Annotated in this window: 18 protein-coding genes and 1 tRNA gene; 17 read left to right on the forward strand and 2 right to left on the reverse strand. The window is 67.4% G+C overall.

What is annotated here, in order from left to right; all coding sequences use genetic code 11:
* The 9 genes from GBZ26_RS03250 to GBZ26_RS03290 all read left to right on the forward strand — a co-directional run.
* Positions 1-277: hypothetical protein (locus tag GBZ26_RS03250; protein ID WP_211104562.1), on the forward strand; the 277-nt coding region annotated here is incomplete at its 5' end.
* Positions 278-341: 64 nt separating this feature from the next.
* Positions 342-629 (forward strand): hypothetical protein, encoded by a 288-nt coding sequence (locus tag GBZ26_RS03255; RefSeq protein WP_174437575.1) that lies wholly within the window; start codon positions 342-344, stop codon positions 627-629.
* Between the two features lie 8 nt (positions 630-637).
* Positions 638-847 (forward strand): hypothetical protein, encoded by a 210-nt coding sequence (locus GBZ26_RS03260; RefSeq protein ID WP_174437576.1) that lies wholly within the window; start codon positions 638-640, stop codon positions 845-847.
* A gap of 236 nt (positions 848-1083) precedes the next feature.
* Positions 1084-1572, forward strand: a complete 489-nt coding sequence (locus GBZ26_RS03265; protein ID WP_174437577.1) for a hypothetical protein — start codon at positions 1084-1086, stop codon at positions 1570-1572.
* Positions 1562-3451, forward strand: coding sequence for a phage terminase large subunit family protein (locus GBZ26_RS03270; protein ID WP_174437578.1), 1890 nt, complete (start codon positions 1562-1564; stop codon positions 3449-3451). The genes GBZ26_RS03265 and GBZ26_RS03270 overlap by 11 nt, the downstream gene beginning before the upstream one ends.
* Before the next feature lie 91 nt (positions 3452-3542).
* Complete coding sequence (locus GBZ26_RS03275) at positions 3543-4988, forward strand: phage portal protein (RefSeq protein ID WP_246653581.1); 1446 nt, start codon at positions 3543-3545, stop codon at positions 4986-4988.
* Positions 4981-6930, forward strand: a complete 1950-nt coding sequence (locus GBZ26_RS03280) for a prohead protease/major capsid protein fusion protein (RefSeq protein ID WP_174437579.1) — start codon at positions 4981-4983, stop codon at positions 6928-6930. Before GBZ26_RS03275 ends, GBZ26_RS03280 begins: the two co-directional genes overlap by 8 nt.
* Before the next feature lie 2 nt (positions 6931-6932).
* A complete protein-coding gene (locus tag GBZ26_RS03285; protein WP_174437580.1) occupies positions 6933-7148 on the forward strand; it encodes a phage head-tail joining protein in 216 nt (71 codons plus the stop codon).
* Positions 7149-7151: 3 nt separating this feature from the next.
* Entirely contained in the window at positions 7152-7496 is a 345-nt protein-coding gene (locus GBZ26_RS03290; RefSeq protein WP_174437581.1) for a DUF2190 family protein, read from the forward strand.
* 603 nt (positions 7497-8099) lie between these two features.
* Here GBZ26_RS03290 and GBZ26_RS03295 read toward each other — a convergent pair.
* Positions 8100-8345 carry a helix-turn-helix domain-containing protein gene (locus GBZ26_RS03295; protein WP_174437582.1) on the reverse strand — a complete coding sequence of 82 codons (246 nt, stop codon included), beginning with the start codon at positions 8343-8345 and terminating at the stop codon, positions 8100-8102.
* 196 nt (positions 8346-8541) lie between these two features.
* On the opposite strand from GBZ26_RS03295, the gene GBZ26_RS03300 reads away from it, so the two are divergent.
* Together GBZ26_RS03300 and GBZ26_RS03305 are read left to right on the forward strand one after the other, a co-directional pair.
* The gene (locus tag GBZ26_RS03300) at positions 8542-9018 is read left to right on the forward strand and encodes a hypothetical protein (RefSeq protein WP_174437583.1); all 477 of its coding nucleotides are present in this window, start codon (positions 8542-8544) and stop codon (positions 9016-9018) included.
* Entirely contained in the window at positions 9018-9533 is a 516-nt protein-coding gene (locus GBZ26_RS03305) for a hypothetical protein (protein WP_174437584.1), read from the forward strand. Before GBZ26_RS03300 ends, GBZ26_RS03305 begins: the two co-directional genes overlap by 1 nt.
* A 40-nt stretch (positions 9534-9573) precedes the next feature.
* Here GBZ26_RS03305 and GBZ26_RS03310 read toward each other — a convergent pair whose 3' ends face one another.
* The gene (locus GBZ26_RS03310; RefSeq protein ID WP_174437585.1) at positions 9574-10860 is read right to left on the reverse strand and encodes a tyrosine-type recombinase/integrase; all 1287 of its coding nucleotides are present in this window, start codon (positions 10858-10860) and stop codon (positions 9574-9576) included.
* A 374-nt stretch (positions 10861-11234) separates the two neighbouring features.
* Here GBZ26_RS03310 and GBZ26_RS03315 point away from each other — a divergent pair.
* From GBZ26_RS03315 to nuoE, 6 genes are all read left to right on the forward strand, one after another.
* Positions 11235-11311, forward strand: a tRNA-Asp gene (locus GBZ26_RS03315).
* A 344-nt stretch (positions 11312-11655) separates the two neighbouring features.
* Entirely contained in the window at positions 11656-12024 is a 369-nt protein-coding gene (locus GBZ26_RS03320; protein WP_014240120.1) for an NADH-quinone oxidoreductase subunit A, read from the forward strand.
* Positions 12015-12557, forward strand: coding sequence for a NuoB/complex I 20 kDa subunit family protein (locus GBZ26_RS03325; protein ID WP_014240121.1), 543 nt, complete (start codon positions 12015-12017; stop codon positions 12555-12557). Before GBZ26_RS03320 ends, GBZ26_RS03325 begins: the two co-directional genes overlap by 10 nt.
* A 24-nt stretch (positions 12558-12581) precedes the next feature.
* Positions 12582-13211 carry an NADH-quinone oxidoreductase subunit C gene (locus GBZ26_RS03330; protein ID WP_014240122.1) on the forward strand — a complete coding sequence of 210 codons (630 nt, stop codon included), beginning with the start codon at positions 12582-12584 and terminating at the stop codon, positions 13209-13211.
* 68 nt (positions 13212-13279) lie between these two features.
* The gene (locus tag GBZ26_RS03335) at positions 13280-14428 is read left to right on the forward strand and encodes an NADH-quinone oxidoreductase subunit D (RefSeq protein WP_211104563.1); all 1149 of its coding nucleotides are present in this window, start codon (positions 13280-13282) and stop codon (positions 14426-14428) included.
* Positions 14425-15042 carry an NADH-quinone oxidoreductase subunit NuoE gene (nuoE, locus tag GBZ26_RS03340; protein ID WP_094306023.1) on the forward strand — a complete coding sequence of 206 codons (618 nt, stop codon included), beginning with the start codon at positions 14425-14427 and terminating at the stop codon, positions 15040-15042. Before GBZ26_RS03335 ends, nuoE begins: the two co-directional genes overlap by 4 nt.
* Positions 15043-15052: the final 10 nt, after the last annotated feature.

Raw genomic sequence — 15052 nt, forward strand, 5'->3', positions numbered from 1 at the left:
CCCACCCCCTGACACGGAGACTGAAATGAACATCTGGGACGCTTTCCCACTCGACGTCGACGGGCTGCGGCTCGCCGTTCAGTTGTCCGGAATGACCGACGAAGAGGCGGACGCCACTATCGACAGGCTTCTTGATCCCGTGGTGGACGAGATGGTGGCCAAGGGCCTCGGCCGGGAGCAGGCCTACGCCTGGGCGGGGGAGATAGCCGCCCATGCCGGTGCGATGCAGGCGGACATCCCGATCCTGGGAAGCGCGACATCGGAAGCGCGGCATTAGCCGGGCGGCAACCGGCCCACCACCGACATTGGAATCCCAATATCGCCCAATTCCGAGGCCCCAAATGACCCCGAACGACATCACCGCCGAACTCGTCCGCCGCTGCATCCCCGCCGACGCCAGCCCCGAGGACAAGGCCGTCCGATACCGCCAGATCCTCGCCGCGGTGAAGTCCGCCGGCCGCTATGCCGAACCGGCCTGGGTGCTGGTGCGGGACCGGGATGGCGACGTGCTGGCCGCCTTCAACGCGCAGGTCGTGGCGTTCCGTGCCACGGCGGCACAGCCCACCACCAGCACCGGGCCGCGTCGCGGCGGCGCCCGCCCGTCCTGGCTCCGCCCCTCCTACCGCTGAGGCCCGAAATGAACCGCACCGATGTTCTGACCATCCTGGCCGCCCCGCTGATCCGTGAACGCCGGCCTGTCCGCCTGTCTCGTCTCAACGCCGCCCTGGCCGCCGCCGGGATGGAGGAGACGACCGCCGAGGAGGTCGGCGCGCTGGTGATCGACGCGCCGGTCCACAGGGGCGAGGTTAGGCGGGCCGTTACGCCCCCGGCGGAAGCGCTGGCGTGACCGCTGGTGCGCGGGAGCGGGGCGGACGCACAACAGGCCCGCGTCGCCTCCCACGCACCAGCCCCCGCCGGACGGGCCGGGCGGGGCATGCACCGAGGCCATAACCCGCGGGTCCTTCCCCGGCCCAGGGAATACGGGTGGCAAAGGCGCGGCACCTCGCTAGGTGCGAACCCTCACAAGGGGTTCCGGTTCCTATCCGATGATGATATATTTCCTACATCGGAGGATTTGATCCCATGGCGACGCAAACCGACATCGCGACACATCTCGACCTGTCCGACCGCAGCGTGCGCGAACTGCTCGACAAGGGCGTGCTGCCCAACGCCCGGCGCGGCGCCCTGAACCTCGACCAGTGCCGCGTCGCCTACATCCGGCACCTCCGCGAGATGGCGGCGGGCCGCGGCACCGGTCCCTCCGCCGATGACCTCACCGCCGAGCGCGCCCGGCTGGCCCGCGAACAGGCCGACCACTACGCCCTGAAGAACGCCGCCCTGCGCCTGGACCTGCTGCCCCGCGCCGACATCACCCGCGCCGTCTCCGCCGCCTTCCAGATCGTCCGCGACCGCCTGACCTCCCTGCCGGCCCGGCTGGCGGGGCCGCTCGCCCGGCTGTCCGAACCCGCCGACGTGCGGGTCCGGCTGGCCGATGCCGTGAACGCTGTGCTGGTGGAGCTGTCGGAGGAGCGGGTTGTCAGCACCGCCGAGGAACACGCCGATGCCGCTTGATCTGCCGGTGTCCGAGCTGGTGGCCGAAACCGCGTCGGGATGGTTCGCCGCGCTGCGCCCGCCGCCGCGCCTCTCCCTGGCGGAATGGGCGGAGCAACACGCCCGGCTCTACGACGGGGCCGTGTTCAGGCCCTACGCCTATCAGCGGGAAATCCTCGACGCGATGACCGATCCGGCGGTCGAGCGGATCACCCTCATGAAGTCCGCCCGCGTCGGCTACACGCAGATGCTGTCCGCCGCGCTGGGCTACTTCATCGCCCAGCGCCCATCCAAGATCATGGTAGTGCAGCCCACGACCGAGGATGCCGAGGACTACAGCAAGGACACCATCGATCCGTTGCACGACTGGCCGGTGCTGGCCGGCCTGCTGTCCGAGGCCGGGGCGAAGAAGAAGGGCGACACCATCAAGCGCAAGGCGTTCCCCGGCGGCTCCCTGAAGATCACCGGGGCGAACTCGCCGCGCGCCTTCCGCCGCATCGACCTTGACGTGCTGCTATTCGATGAGATCGACGGTTACCCCGCGGTGGCCGGCAAGGAGGGCGACCAGATCGCCTTGGGCCTGAAGCGCCTGACGCAATCGCTCCAGCCGTTGGCGGTGCTGGGCAGCACGCCGCTCCTCGACGGGGAGTCCAAGATCGCCGACGCCTTCGCCGCCGGCACCATGGAGCGCTACCACGTCCCCTGTCCCCACTGCGGCGCCATGCAACCGCTCGTCTGGGGCGATGGCAACGGCGCCGGGATGCGCTGGCGGGATGGCGACCCAGGCACGGCGTTCTATGTCTGCGTCAACGGATGCCCGATCGATGAAAGCCACAAGCTGGAGATGTTGGAGGCAGGCCGCTGGGTGGCGGAACAACCCTTCAAGGGGCACCGCAGCTTTCACATTTGGTCCGCCTATTGCCCCTTGCCCGGCGCGGCGTGGCCCAAGCTGGTGGCGGAGTTCCTGGCCGCCAAGAAGGACCGGGAAAAGCTGCAGGTCTGGACGAACACCGTCCTGGGCGAAACCTGGGTGGACCGCGGCGAGGCGCCGGACTGGCGGCGGCTCTACGATCGGCGCGAGGCCTGGGAGCCGGGCACGGTCCCGGCCGGCGGGCTGTTCCTCACCGCCGGCGCGGACGTCCAGCGCGACCGCATCGAGGTGAGCGTGTGGGCCTGGGGCCGCGGCAAGGAATCGTGGCTGATCGAACACCGCGTCATCATGGGCGACCCGTTCACCGATGCGCCGTGGCGCGCCCTGTCGGCGATGCTGGGGGAGACCTGGCGCCACGAACACGGCGCCACCCTGCCGGTCACCATGACCGCCATCGATGCCGGCGACGGTGTGACCATGGAAGCGGTGAAGGCGTGGGTGCGCACCGCCGGTCCGCAGGTCATGGCGATCAAGGGTTCCTCGCTGGCCCTGGCGCCGATCCTGGGCCAGCCGTCCGCCGCCGACATCAGCCACCGCGGCAAGCGCATCAGCAACGGCGTCAAGCTCTGGCCGGTGGGGTCCGCCGCGGCCAAGGGGGAGTTCTACGGCTTCCTGCGCCTCGACCGGCCCACCGCCGAGAGCGGCGAGGCCTTCCCCGCCGGCTATGTCCACCTGCCCATGCACGCCGGGGAGGAGACCTGCAAGCAGCTCGTCGCCGAACACCGGGTGACCCGCGGTGGCAAGGGGCGCGGGCGCGTCACGGCGTGGGAGAAGCTGCGGGACCGGAACGAGGCCCTGGATTGCCGCACCTACGCCCGCGCCGCCGCGGCCCGTCAGGGCCTCGACCGCATGGGGGACGAGGCATGGGCGGACCTTGCGTGCTCCATCGGGGCGGCGCCGGTCATGGCCGAAAGCCCGCCCCCGGCACCAGCCCGGAAGGCGTCGCGATCCTCCTGGGTGTCCGGGTAGTTGCACCCGAGAGCGGAAGTGATCCGCTCTTGCAATATATGGCGATTAATCCTATCGTTAGGGATACTTCCCCTGACATGGGACATGATCCATGCTTTCCGGCCTTCGCCGCAGCCTCGGCGCCCTGTTGACCCGCAGCCTTGACGCTGCCGGTGCGGGCAAGCGCTGGGCCGGCAAGTCCCGCATGGTCAACCTGAACGCCGAGATGCTGGCCGGCGCCTCCATCGCGGCGCAGCGCGCGGCCTACTTCGCCCGCAACAACCCGAACGTCGCCGCCGCGGTCAACGCCATGGTGAGCAACGCCGTGGGCACCGGGATCAAGCCGCGGTCCAAGCACCCCGATCCAGCGGTGCGGGATGCCCTGCACGCCCTGTGGGAGCGCTGGGAGCGGGTGGCCGATGCGTCGGGCCGGGCCGGCGGCTTCTACGCCCAACAGGCGCTGGCCGTGCGCGCCATGATCGAAGGGGGCGAAGCGTTCATCCGTCTCCGCGCCCGGCTGCCCGAAGATGGGCTGCCGGTGCCGTTCCAGGTCGAGATGATTTCCCGCGATCAAGTGCCGGCGACGCAGTGGCAGGAAATCCGCCCCGGCAACCCGGTTCGGGCCGGGATCGAGTTCGACACGCTGGGCCGCCGGGTGGCCTATTGGGTGCTGCCCTTCAACCCGAACGATCCCACCATGCCGGTGTTGGTGCCGACCTGGGAGCCGAAGCGGGTTCCGGCGGAGGACATGCTGCACCTGTTCCGCGAGCTGGTGGAGAACCAGTTGCGCGGCCTGTCCTGGCTGGCGCCGGTCCTCCTCCGGGTGAAGGAGCTGGACGCCTACGAGGACGCCGCCTTGGTCCGTGCCAAGGTGGCCGCGATGCTGGCCGGCTTCATCGTCAACAAGGACGACGCCAACCCGGCCTGGAAGCCGCAGGGCAACGCCGAGACGCCGACGCTGGAGCCGGGAGCCCTGGTGCCGCTGAACCCCGGCGAATCCGTCGAGTTCACGAACCCGCCCGACGACAAGAACTATGACGCCTTCACCAAGAACCACATGCGGGCGATCGCTGTGGGGGTTGGGGCGACGTACTTCCAAGTCTCCGGCGACCTGAAGGACGCCAACTATTCGAGCCTGCGCGGCGGGCTGGTGGAGTTCCGCCGCAGCGTGGAACAGCTTCAGCACCTCACCATCATCCCGCAGCTCTGCGACCCGGTATGGCGCCGCTTCGTCACCCTGGCCGTGCTGTCCGGCGCCATTGACGCGCCCGACTTCTTCCGCGATCCGGAACCGTACCTTGCCGCCGAATGGCTGCCCCCGGCCTTCGATTGGGTGGACCCGCTGAAGGATGTCCGGGCCGAGGTGGAGGCCATCGAGGCGAAGCTCAAGAGCCGGGCGCAGTCCGTCGCGGAACGCGGCTACGACGTCGAAACCCTGGATGCGCAGATCGCCGCCGACGTGCAGCGGGAACAGCGGCTCGGGCTGCCCGCCACGGCGACGAAGGCCGCCACGCCGACCCAACCGGACGAAACCACGGAGACCGCCGCCAATGGCTGAGGCACTGACCCGCGCCATGGGCGCGACCACGCCGACCACGCTCAACCGCGAGGCCCGTACCGTCGAGGTGGTGGCGCTGTCCGGCCCGGCTCCCGCCGTGCGCCCGGCGCCCGCCCCGGACGGCTCCCGCTCCGCCTGGGTGGAGGAGCTGGATGCCGCGGGCGCCGACCTCTCCCGGTTCCGCGGCGGCCCGGCGCTGAAGGATCACCGCAACGTGACCGATGCCGCCGTGGGGACAGTGGCGGATGCCCGAGTCGACGGCGACCGGATCACCGGCACCATCCGCTTCGACGGCAGCGCCACCGCCTCCGACCTCATGGCGAAGGTCGAGGCCGGGTCCGTGCGCGGCGTGTCGCTGGGCTACAGCGTGCAGCGGTGGCAGCGGGCCGGCAAGCGAGACGGGCTGCCCGTCTTCCGCGCCATCGCCTGGGCGCCCCACGAGCTTTCCTTCACCCCCGTGCCGGTGGATGCCGGCGCAACCGTTCGCAGCAAAGAGGGCAACATGACCACCAAGACGACGGGGGCGCCGACCGACGATCCGGCGCAGAATGACCGGAATGAGTTCAAGCCCTGCGCCAACTGCGCCACGCCCGGTGGTTGCCAGAAGCTGGGCGGATGCGTGAAGGAAGCGGACGGCGGTTCCGGCGACAACACCGACAAGGCTGTGAACGATGGCGGCACCCGCGCCGCAGCCAACGGCCAAATCCGCACCATGGTCCGCGCCGCCGGCCTGGACGTTGCCACCGCCGACCGGCTGATTGACGACGGCGCCGATCTGGACCGCGCCCGCGCCGCGGTGTTCGACGCCATGCTGGCCCGCTCCGGCACGCGCCCGCTGGCCGCCGTCCAGGTTCTCCACGATCATGACGATCCGGGGAATGTGGTGGACCGCATGGCAACGGCTTTCGCCGCCCGCGCCACGGCGCACCTGCCGGAAGCGCACCGGGTACAGATGCCGGAACAGGCCCGCTCCTACGCCGGCCGGTCCCTCCTCGATCTGGCCGCCGAGCTGGCCGACCGCCGCGGGAACCCGATCGGTACCCGGCACCTGTCGCCCGCCGACCTCTACCAGCGCGCCATGACCACCGGGGATTTCCCCGTCCTGCTGGCGAACGCGGCCAACAAGACGCTGCTTCCGGCCTATCAGGCGGCGGCCCCGACCTACCGCCGGTTCTTCGCGCGCCGCGACTTCCGCGACTTCAAGCCGGCCTCCTTCGCCCGTGTCGGCGACTTCCCGGTGCCCCTGGCCGTGGGCGAGAACGGCGAGTACAAGCACGGCGCCATCAGCGAGAGCGGCGAATCGGTCACGCTGGGCGAGTACGGCCGCGTCGTCATGTTCAGCCGCAAGGCGCTGATCAACGATGATCTCGGCGCCTTCGCCGACCTGCCGACCAAGGCCGCGCTGCGCTGCGCCGATTGGGAAAACTCGGTGGCCTGGGCGCTGGTGGTGTCCAACCCGGTCCTGTCGGACGGCAAGGCGCTGTTCCACGCCAGCCACGGCAACCTTGCGGCCAGCGGCGCCGCGATCGACCTGGGCACGGTCTCCGCCGGCGAAGCGGCGATGATGAAACAGACCAGTCTCGACGGGCTGAAGCTGAACCTGAAGCCCTCCGTCCTGGCGACCGGCCCGGACCAGTTCACGGCGGCCCGGCAGTTCGTCAGCACCGCCGTGGCACCGACCACCGCCGCCGCGGTCAACCCGCTGGCCGGCAAGCTGGAGCCGGTGGGCGACGCGAACCTGCCGGGGCCGGGCTGGTATCTCATGGCCGAGCCGTCGGCGCTGGAAACCTTCATCTACGGCTATCTGCAGGGCCAGTCCGGGCCGGTCATCACGCCGGAACCCGGCTTCGATGTCGCGGGTGTGAAGGTCAAGCTCACCATCGACTTCGCCGTGGGCGCGGTGGACTACCGCGGTGCCTACTTCAACCCCGGCGCGGCCTGACCATGGCGACGCTGGCCGACCTGATCAAGATGCGGGACGCCCTGGAGGACGCCCGCTTCTCCGGCACCCGCTCCGTCACCTACGGTGACAAGGAAGTCACCTACAAGTCGGATGCCGAGATGAAGGCGGCGCTTCTCGACCTGGAGCGCAAGATCGCCGCGGCGAGCGGCACGACCGGCGCCCCCTTCGTCACCTTCGCGACCTCGAAAGGACTTTGACCCATGCGGAACTTCGTCCAAGCCGGCTGCAACCTCGACCTGACCGCCCCGCGCGCCCTGGCGTCGGGTGAAGGCTTCATCGTCGGCGCCCTGTTCGCCGTCGCCAGCACCACCGCGGCCAGCGGCGCCGTCGTGGTGGGCGTCACCGAGGGTGTCTTCACGCTGCCCAAAAAGACCACCGCCGCGATCGCCGCGGGCGGCCGGGTGAGCTGGGACAACACCAACCACCAGTGCGACGCGCCCGGCACCGGGTTCTATCCGGTGGGCGTGGCGGTGGCCGCTGCGGGCAACGGTGCGGCCACGGTGACGGTGCGGCTCGATGGTGTCAGCACGGCTGCCGCCGCGTAACGATCTTTCGCCGGGGCCGTCCATGGCGGCGCGCGGTCCGTCGTTTAACCCCTTCCGGTGCCCCGGATCGCCTGCCAGCGGGATGCGGCATGCGGTATGAAGAGCCGGAAGGGGGAGGCCGCACCCTATTCCCACAGGTGACCGATGCTCGACTTCGACCGCTTCGCCCTCGCGCCGGGCACTGGTCGAGGCGGTCGCCGGGGCTGTGCAGACCGGATGAGAGCGGAAGGGTGTTCGCATTATGGGAACCCCCGGTAAATTTCTACCGCAGTCGCGATGGGGCTGCTTTCGCTCAGGAATGAGCGGAAGCCCTTCCGTCGCTTCCCGATTTTGGGAAGCGTGGAGGCGGCGGGCATCTGGACCGCGGCAAACGTGAGGGCGGATGTCAGGACCGGGTGACGGTGCAGCTTACGGCGCTTCAGGTCGGTCGGAATTCCGGCTGACCTGCCGTTGAGGGTCACCACCGGCAAAAACGGGAATTCCCGCCATTGAACAAAATCAAGGCTCCCCGATTGGGGAGGGTACCCCCCCGAACGGGGGTTTGCCCCAGGGTGGGGCGCCGGCGGAAGGTATGGTGATTTCCTCCACACCTTCCGCCGGCCTTCACCCAGCCTTCCGCAGCCGGGCGCCTGGTGCGTCACTGTTCAGCAGCTCAACGCCGGCCGCTTCGAGCACCTTCACGACGGCATCGAGCTTGGTATTGATGCCGCGGATCGGCCCGTCTGTGGCTTCCCACTTGCGAATGGCGTCCACTGACACGGGCTCAAGCTGGCTGGCCTTTTCGGCAAGCTCCTTATGTGTCCATCTCAACAGCGCCCGTGCTGCCCGAAGCTGCTCACCCTGCAGCATGTATGCCTCCGTTACAGCTTTCGGTAAACGCATACCACTTCCTAATTGACTGCGATACCGGAAAGAGATACCACTTCCTGTAACGCGTGCCATGTTACAGGAAGCAAGCTGCACGCGGATGCGAACGAAAAGCCGGGGAAGTGCCTGCAACACCCCGCCCGGCCCCTGACCACCACCCCAACACGGAGAACTCGGAATGACCGATTCCGACAACGCCACCCCTTTGCCTGAAACGCCCCGCGCAACTACGCTGTCGGCCCTCTCCGTCCAGCTCGCCGCCGCCCTCAGCGACCCCGACGCATCGGATGCCCGCTGGGACCTCGCCGAGATGATCGCGACCAGCATCCCCACCACGCCCGCCGAGGCCGTCGTCGTCGTCGGCCTCCTGACCAACGCCGACATCGGCCTGGAGGCCGGGCAGACGGAAGTCCACCTCACCGCCGCCCGCAGCCTGGAGGCCGGTTTGCGGGCCATGGCAACCGCACCGGAAGCGGACGCCTTCGGCGCAGCGATCTCCGCATTCGACCAAGCCGCGGAACGGGCGCTTGCCCTGCCGCTGGAGCCGACGCCCGCCATGGTCGACGCGGCGGTTGCGGCGACCGGATGCACCGCCGCGAAGGCCCGCGCCGGGTTCGCCGCGATGGTCGAGGCATTCCGCCGGGAGGCCGCGTAATGGGTGCCATCCACTTCCTCTCTAACGGTCGGGGCGTTCAGCGCCCCGCCGAAGGGCTCGACCTCCAGCGCCTTCCGCTGGGTGCCGCGGCGGACTGGCAAGCGGCTGTCGTCGGCGAATGCCGGCGGCACGGCACCCTGTCGCCCGGACTGTTCGCCTTCCTGGAGCGCACCGGCCTGTTGGACCGCTGCACCTTCCTGGCATCCGACGGCGCCGACGATCCGCTGCGGTTCCGCTACCTGGGCGCCCCGACGCGGGCGTTCTTCGGGCGCGGCTGGGCGCGGCAGATGGTCGGGCGGCCGGATCAAGACGATCCGCACCGGGCGATCGCCGAGGAGCTGGGCGCAGAATACCGGGAGGCGATGGAGGGTGGAGAGCCGATCTTCAACCGAGTCGTCATCACCGGCCTGTCGGCCGCGCCGCTGCGGTACGCCCACATGCTCGTCGGCTGGCGGGACAGCTCGGGCCGGCGCGCGGTGCTGTCGGCGATCGATTTGCTCCCGGCAGAAGGATGAGGCGCATAGGCGCCTCGGCCAGGAAGGGAGGAACCGCGCCTTATCCTGCGGCGCGGTCGGGGTGGAGTTGCACTACATTCGCTGGGGGCGGGTTGACGATCCCCGCCACCTTAGCCGCCCACCGCTCCAGTGCATCCCGCTTCTCGTCGAAGTAGGCGTGCCGGTCATAAACACCCTGCACGCCTCCGATAACGTGCCCAACTACACGCTCCGCGATGTCCGAGTTGACCCGCAACTCGGACAGGCCGGTGCGCAGCGTCCGCCGTAGGTCATGCAAGGTCCAGCTGTCGATATTGGGTAGCCCGGCCTTCGCCCGCTGCGCGGCCACCTTGGCATCGAGTCGCGCCTTGCATTTGCTGTAGCCGCTGAAGTGACTATCCTTCTTGGTGGCGAATACGAAGTCGTCCGACAACCGGTGCAGGCCGGTGATGATCTCTTTCACCGGTTCGGTGAGCGGGACCACCTGGACGATCCCTGTCTTGTAACGATCCGATGGGATGGTCCAAAGACCGTTCTCCAGGTCGAGTTCCGCCCAGCGCATGGCGCCGACCTCCTCCCGGCGCTGTCCGGTCAGGATGAGCGTCTTGACGATGGCGGGGAAGGGGCCGGTAAGTTCCTCGCACCCAACCCACACCGCGGCCAACTCCTCCGCGGTCAGCACCCGCTCCCGCTTCTCCCGCCGAAGGATGCCGCTCCGTTTCCGGCCACGGCTCGGGCTCACCAGGAGGTTCGCTTCCAGGTCGCCGCGGTCCACAGCCCAGTTGACGATCCGGACCACGATCTCACGGACCTTGTGCGCCTTTTGGATTTGGCCGGCGGTGATGAACGGATCGAGGAGGGCGGTCAGGTCGCGGCGGCGCAGGTCCGCCGCAGGGCGGTCCTTCCAAGCCGGCTGGATCTCCCGATCGATAATGCGCTCCAGCTCGGAACCGCGCCGCAAGCCCGGGCACTCTTGCCTTATATATATGGATGCCAGCGAGCCGAAGCTCTCCGGCAGGAAGCCGGTGGCCGCCTTCTGCTCCAACGCCGCATGGGCGCGAGCCTTCGCCGCGTCTTTCTCCGCCGCAGGGTCCTCGCCGAGCTCCACCTTCTCCAGCGCCTTTCCGGCAGCGTCCCGCGCAGCGGAAAGCGGCAGGGCAGGGAAGTGACCGAGGGTGAATCGCTTCTGTTTCCCGCCGAACCGGTAGATCACGAACCATGTCTTCCGCCTTCCGCCGACGCGGAGGCCGAAGGCGGGCAGGGAGGCGTCGAAAAGATCAATCTGGACGCCGGGGGCGGGAGTGGTTGCATTCTCCACCACCTTGGTGGTGAGCTTCACCTTGGGCATCGAGAACCCTCCCGGAACGGTTTTAGGTAACAAATAAGGTAACAAGCGCCATGATAGCCAGCGAGGAACGCTGTTACCTAATGTTGCGTCAGTGGAGAAAAAACGCAAGCATATCAACGCACATAGGTTCTTCGACTTTCTCGTAGGTTACAGGAAGGGGCATCGTTTACACCGAGAGGGTCGGGGGTTCGAAACCCTCATCGCCCACCATCGCGCCCGATCCTTTCGGCACGTCCTTTTCAAATTCGTGATTGACAGGTCGTGCGTCGGGCAGCTAGAAACCGCCCATCGGCGACGGGGCGTGGTCCCGGAAACTGCGCTGCGATCCTATGACACGGACGCTTGCCTTTGCGCATTTCACATCGCCGCGTTGCGCGGGTGTAGCTCAGTTGGTTAGAGCGCCGGCCTGTCACGCCGGAGGCCGCGGGTTCAAGTCCCGTCACTCGCGCCATTCCCTCCCTTTCCGCTCTCTTTTTTGCAAAGAAAACGAAGCCCTCACGGCTTTACCGGAAGGCTCGCGGTCCCCATATCCGATTAGCTCGACCCGCATATCCGATAAGCCGGATAGAGAGAAGGGTCATTTAAAAAGTTTGGTAATACCAAGGACATCCGCTCATTTCCGCAGAGTGGATTCGTTGGCCGAAAGCGATTCAAAGCGCTTTCCTTGATCACGCTCTCGTCATATATTCCGCCCCGTCTGATGGGCTAATCCAAGGCATTCCAGCCACGACACCGCGCGTCGGCCGATTACCGGCCGCACCGGCGATCGTGGCGTGGGCTTATGGGAGGACCGCGGTGACCAACCCGCTGATCATTGAGTACCTTCCGATCCTGGTGTTCCTGTTGATCGGTATCGCGCTGGCCGTGGTGATGGTTGGCGCGTCTTACGTCATCAGCCCGAAGAATCCGGATTCGGAGAAGCTCTCCCCCTACGAGTGCGGCTTCGAGCCGTTCGAGGATGCCCGCACGAAGTTCGACGTGCGGTTCTACCTGGTCTCCATCCTGTTCATCATCTTCGACCTCGAGGTCGCCTTCCTGTTCCCGTGGGCCGTGGCGCTCGGGGACATCGGCCTCTTCGGCTTCTGGTCGATGATCGTGTTCCTTGGGATTCTGACCATCGGCTTCATCTATGAGTGGAAGAAAGGAGCTCTGGAATGGGAGTAGAGGCTGCCAAGCTGGCGCCGATTCCGCCCGGACCGGAACAGGACGCCTATCTCCGCGCGGTCACCGAGGAGATCCAGGAAAAGGGTTTCATCACGGCGAAGTACGAGGACGTGCTCGCCTGGGCCCGCACCGGTTCCCTGTGGCCGATGACCTTCGGTCTGGCCTGCTGCGCGGTGGAGATGATCCACGCCTACATGAGCCGGTACGACCTTGACCGTTTCGGCGTCATTCCGCGCCCCAGCCCGCGCCAGTCCGACTGCATGATCGTGGCCGGCACGCTGACCAACAAGATGGCCCCCGCGCTGCGCAAGGTCTATGACCAGATGCCGGAACCGCGCTGGGTCATCTCGATGGGCTCCTGCGCCAACGGCGGCGGCTACTATCACTATTCCTACTCGGTGGTGCGCGGCTGCGACCGGATCGTTCCGGTCGATATTTACGTGCCGGGCTGTCCTCCGACCGCGGAAGCGCTGGTCTACGGCATTCTGCAACTCCAGAAGAAGATCCGGCGCGGCAACCGCATCGCTCGCTGAATAAGAAAAAGGCAGGTCCTGGCCATGTCCGAACAGGCGTTGAAGGAACTTGGGGACCATATCGCCGCGACGCTCGGCGATGACGTCCTGAAGGTCGAGCTGAAGCTTGGCGAGCTGATGGTGACCGTCCGCCGGCCCTCGCTCATCAAGTCGCTCACCTTCCTGCGTGACGATCCGACCTGCTCGTTCGAGCAGCTGCTCGACGTCACCGCTGTGGATTGGCCGGAGCGGGAGGAACGCTTCGAGGTCGTCTACATCCTTTTGAGCTACAAGCACAATCGGCGCCTCCGCGTGAAGGTCACCACCGACGAGGACACCCCGGTGGCCTCGGCCGTGCCGGTGTACAACGCGGCCGGCTGGTTCGAGCGTGAAACCTGGGACATGTTCGGGATCTTCTTCTCCGACCATCCGGACCTGCGCCGCATCCTGACCGATTACGGTTTCGAAGGTCACCCGTTGCGCAAAGACTTCCCGATGACGGGCTATGTCGAGTGCCGCTACGACGAGGACCAGAAGCGCGTCGTCTACGAACCCGTCCGCCTGACGCAGGATTTCCGCAGCTTCGACTTCCTGTCGCCCTGGGAAGGCATGACGAACGTGATGCTGCCCGGCGACGAGAAGGCCCAGGCCCCTGACACCGGGAGCAAGCCGTGACCATCGCCACGTCCGCACACCCCTCCGCCGGCCAGTCCGGCGGCAAGACCCAGATCAAGCCCTACACCATGAACTTCGGGCCGCAGCATCCTGCGGCCCACGGCGTGTTGCGTCTGGTGATGGAGCTGAACGGCGAGGTCGTCGAGCGCTGCGACCCGCACATCGGCCTGCTGCACCGCGGCACCGAGAAGCTGATCGAGTACAAGACCTACCTGCAGGCCGTTCCGTATTTCGACCGCCTGGACTACGTCAGCCCGATGTGCATGGAGCACGCCTATGTGCTCGGCATCGAGAACCTGCTGCAGATCAAGGCGCCGCTGCGCGCCCAGTACATCCGCGTCCTCTTCTCCGAGATCACGCGCATCCTGAACCACATCCTGTCGATCACTACCGGCGCGCTCGACGTCGGCGCGATCACGCCGGCGCTGTGGGGCTTCGAGGAACGCGAGATCCTCATGGAGTTCTACGAGCGTGTGTGCGGCGCGCGCCTGCATGCGAACTACTTCCGTCCCGGCGGCGTCGCCTGGGACCTGCCGGCCGGCCTGACCGACGACATCTGGGAGTTCACGGAGCGCTTCCCGAGGTTTGTTGACGACATTGACAATCTGCTGACGAACAATCGCATTTTCAAGCAGCGGACCGTCGACATCGGCGTCGTCACCAAGGAAGAGGCGTTCAACTGGGGCTTCACCGGCCCGATGCTGCGCGGTTCGGGCGTCGCCTGGGACCTGCGCAAGTCGCAGCCCTACGAAGTCTACGACCGCATGGACTTCGACGTGCCGGTCGGCCTGACCGGCGACTGCTGGGCGCGCTACCTCGTCCGCATGGAGGAGATGCGCCAGTCGAACCGCATGATCCGCCAGTGCCTGAAGGAGCTTCCCGACGGGCCGGTGCGCGCGGAGGAGCGCAAGGTCTCCCCGCCGCCGCGCGGCGAGATGAAGCGGTCGATGGAAGCGCTGATCCACCACTTCAAGCTCTTCACCGAGGGCTTCCACGTCCCGGCGGGCGAAACCTACACCGCCATCGAGGCGCCGAAGGGCGAGTTCGGCGTGTATCTGGTCTCGGACGGCACGAACAAGCCGTACCGCTGCAAGATCCGCGCGCCGGGCTTCGCCCACCTGCAGGGCCTCGACTTCATGTCGAAGGGCCACATGCTGGCCGACGCGGTGGCCAACATCGCGTCCATGGACATCGTGTTCGGAGAAATTGACCGATGAGCGCCCCGGCTCACGACCCGGCCAAGGAGCCGGCCTCCTTCGCCTTCACTCCGGAAAATCTGGAACGGGCAAAGGCCATCATCGCGAAGTACCCGGCGGGCAAGCAGGCCAGCGCCTGCATGCCGCTGCTCGACCTGGCCCAGCGCCAGAGCGACGGCTGGCTGCCGCGCGTCGCCATGGATGCTGTCGCCGACCTGCTCGGCATGCCGCGCATCCGCGTGTACGAGGTTGCGACCTTCTACACGATGTACAACAAGACCCCGGTCGGTAAGCACGTCATCCAGGTCTGCACGACCACGCCGTGCTGGCTGCGCGGGTCGGACGATATCGTGCACACCTGCGAGCGCAAGCTGGGCATCGGGGTCGGCGAGACCACCGCGGACGGCCAGTTCACGCTGCGCGAGGTCGAGTGCTCGGGCGCCTGCGTCAACGCGCCGGTGGTCCAGATCGGCGACGACTACTATGAAGACGTCAGCCCGGAACACATGGAAAAGATCATCGACGCCCTCAAGGGCGGCGAGATCCCCAAGCACGGCTCGCAGATCGGCCGGCAGTCCTCCGAACCGGTGGGCGGCCCGACGACTCTGAAGGCCTTCACCACCACGGCCGATTGAGGGGGATGCG

Source organism: Azospirillum formosense (genome assembly GCF_013340925.1).
GTDB lineage: Bacteria > Pseudomonadota > Alphaproteobacteria > Azospirillales > Azospirillaceae > Azospirillum > Azospirillum formosense.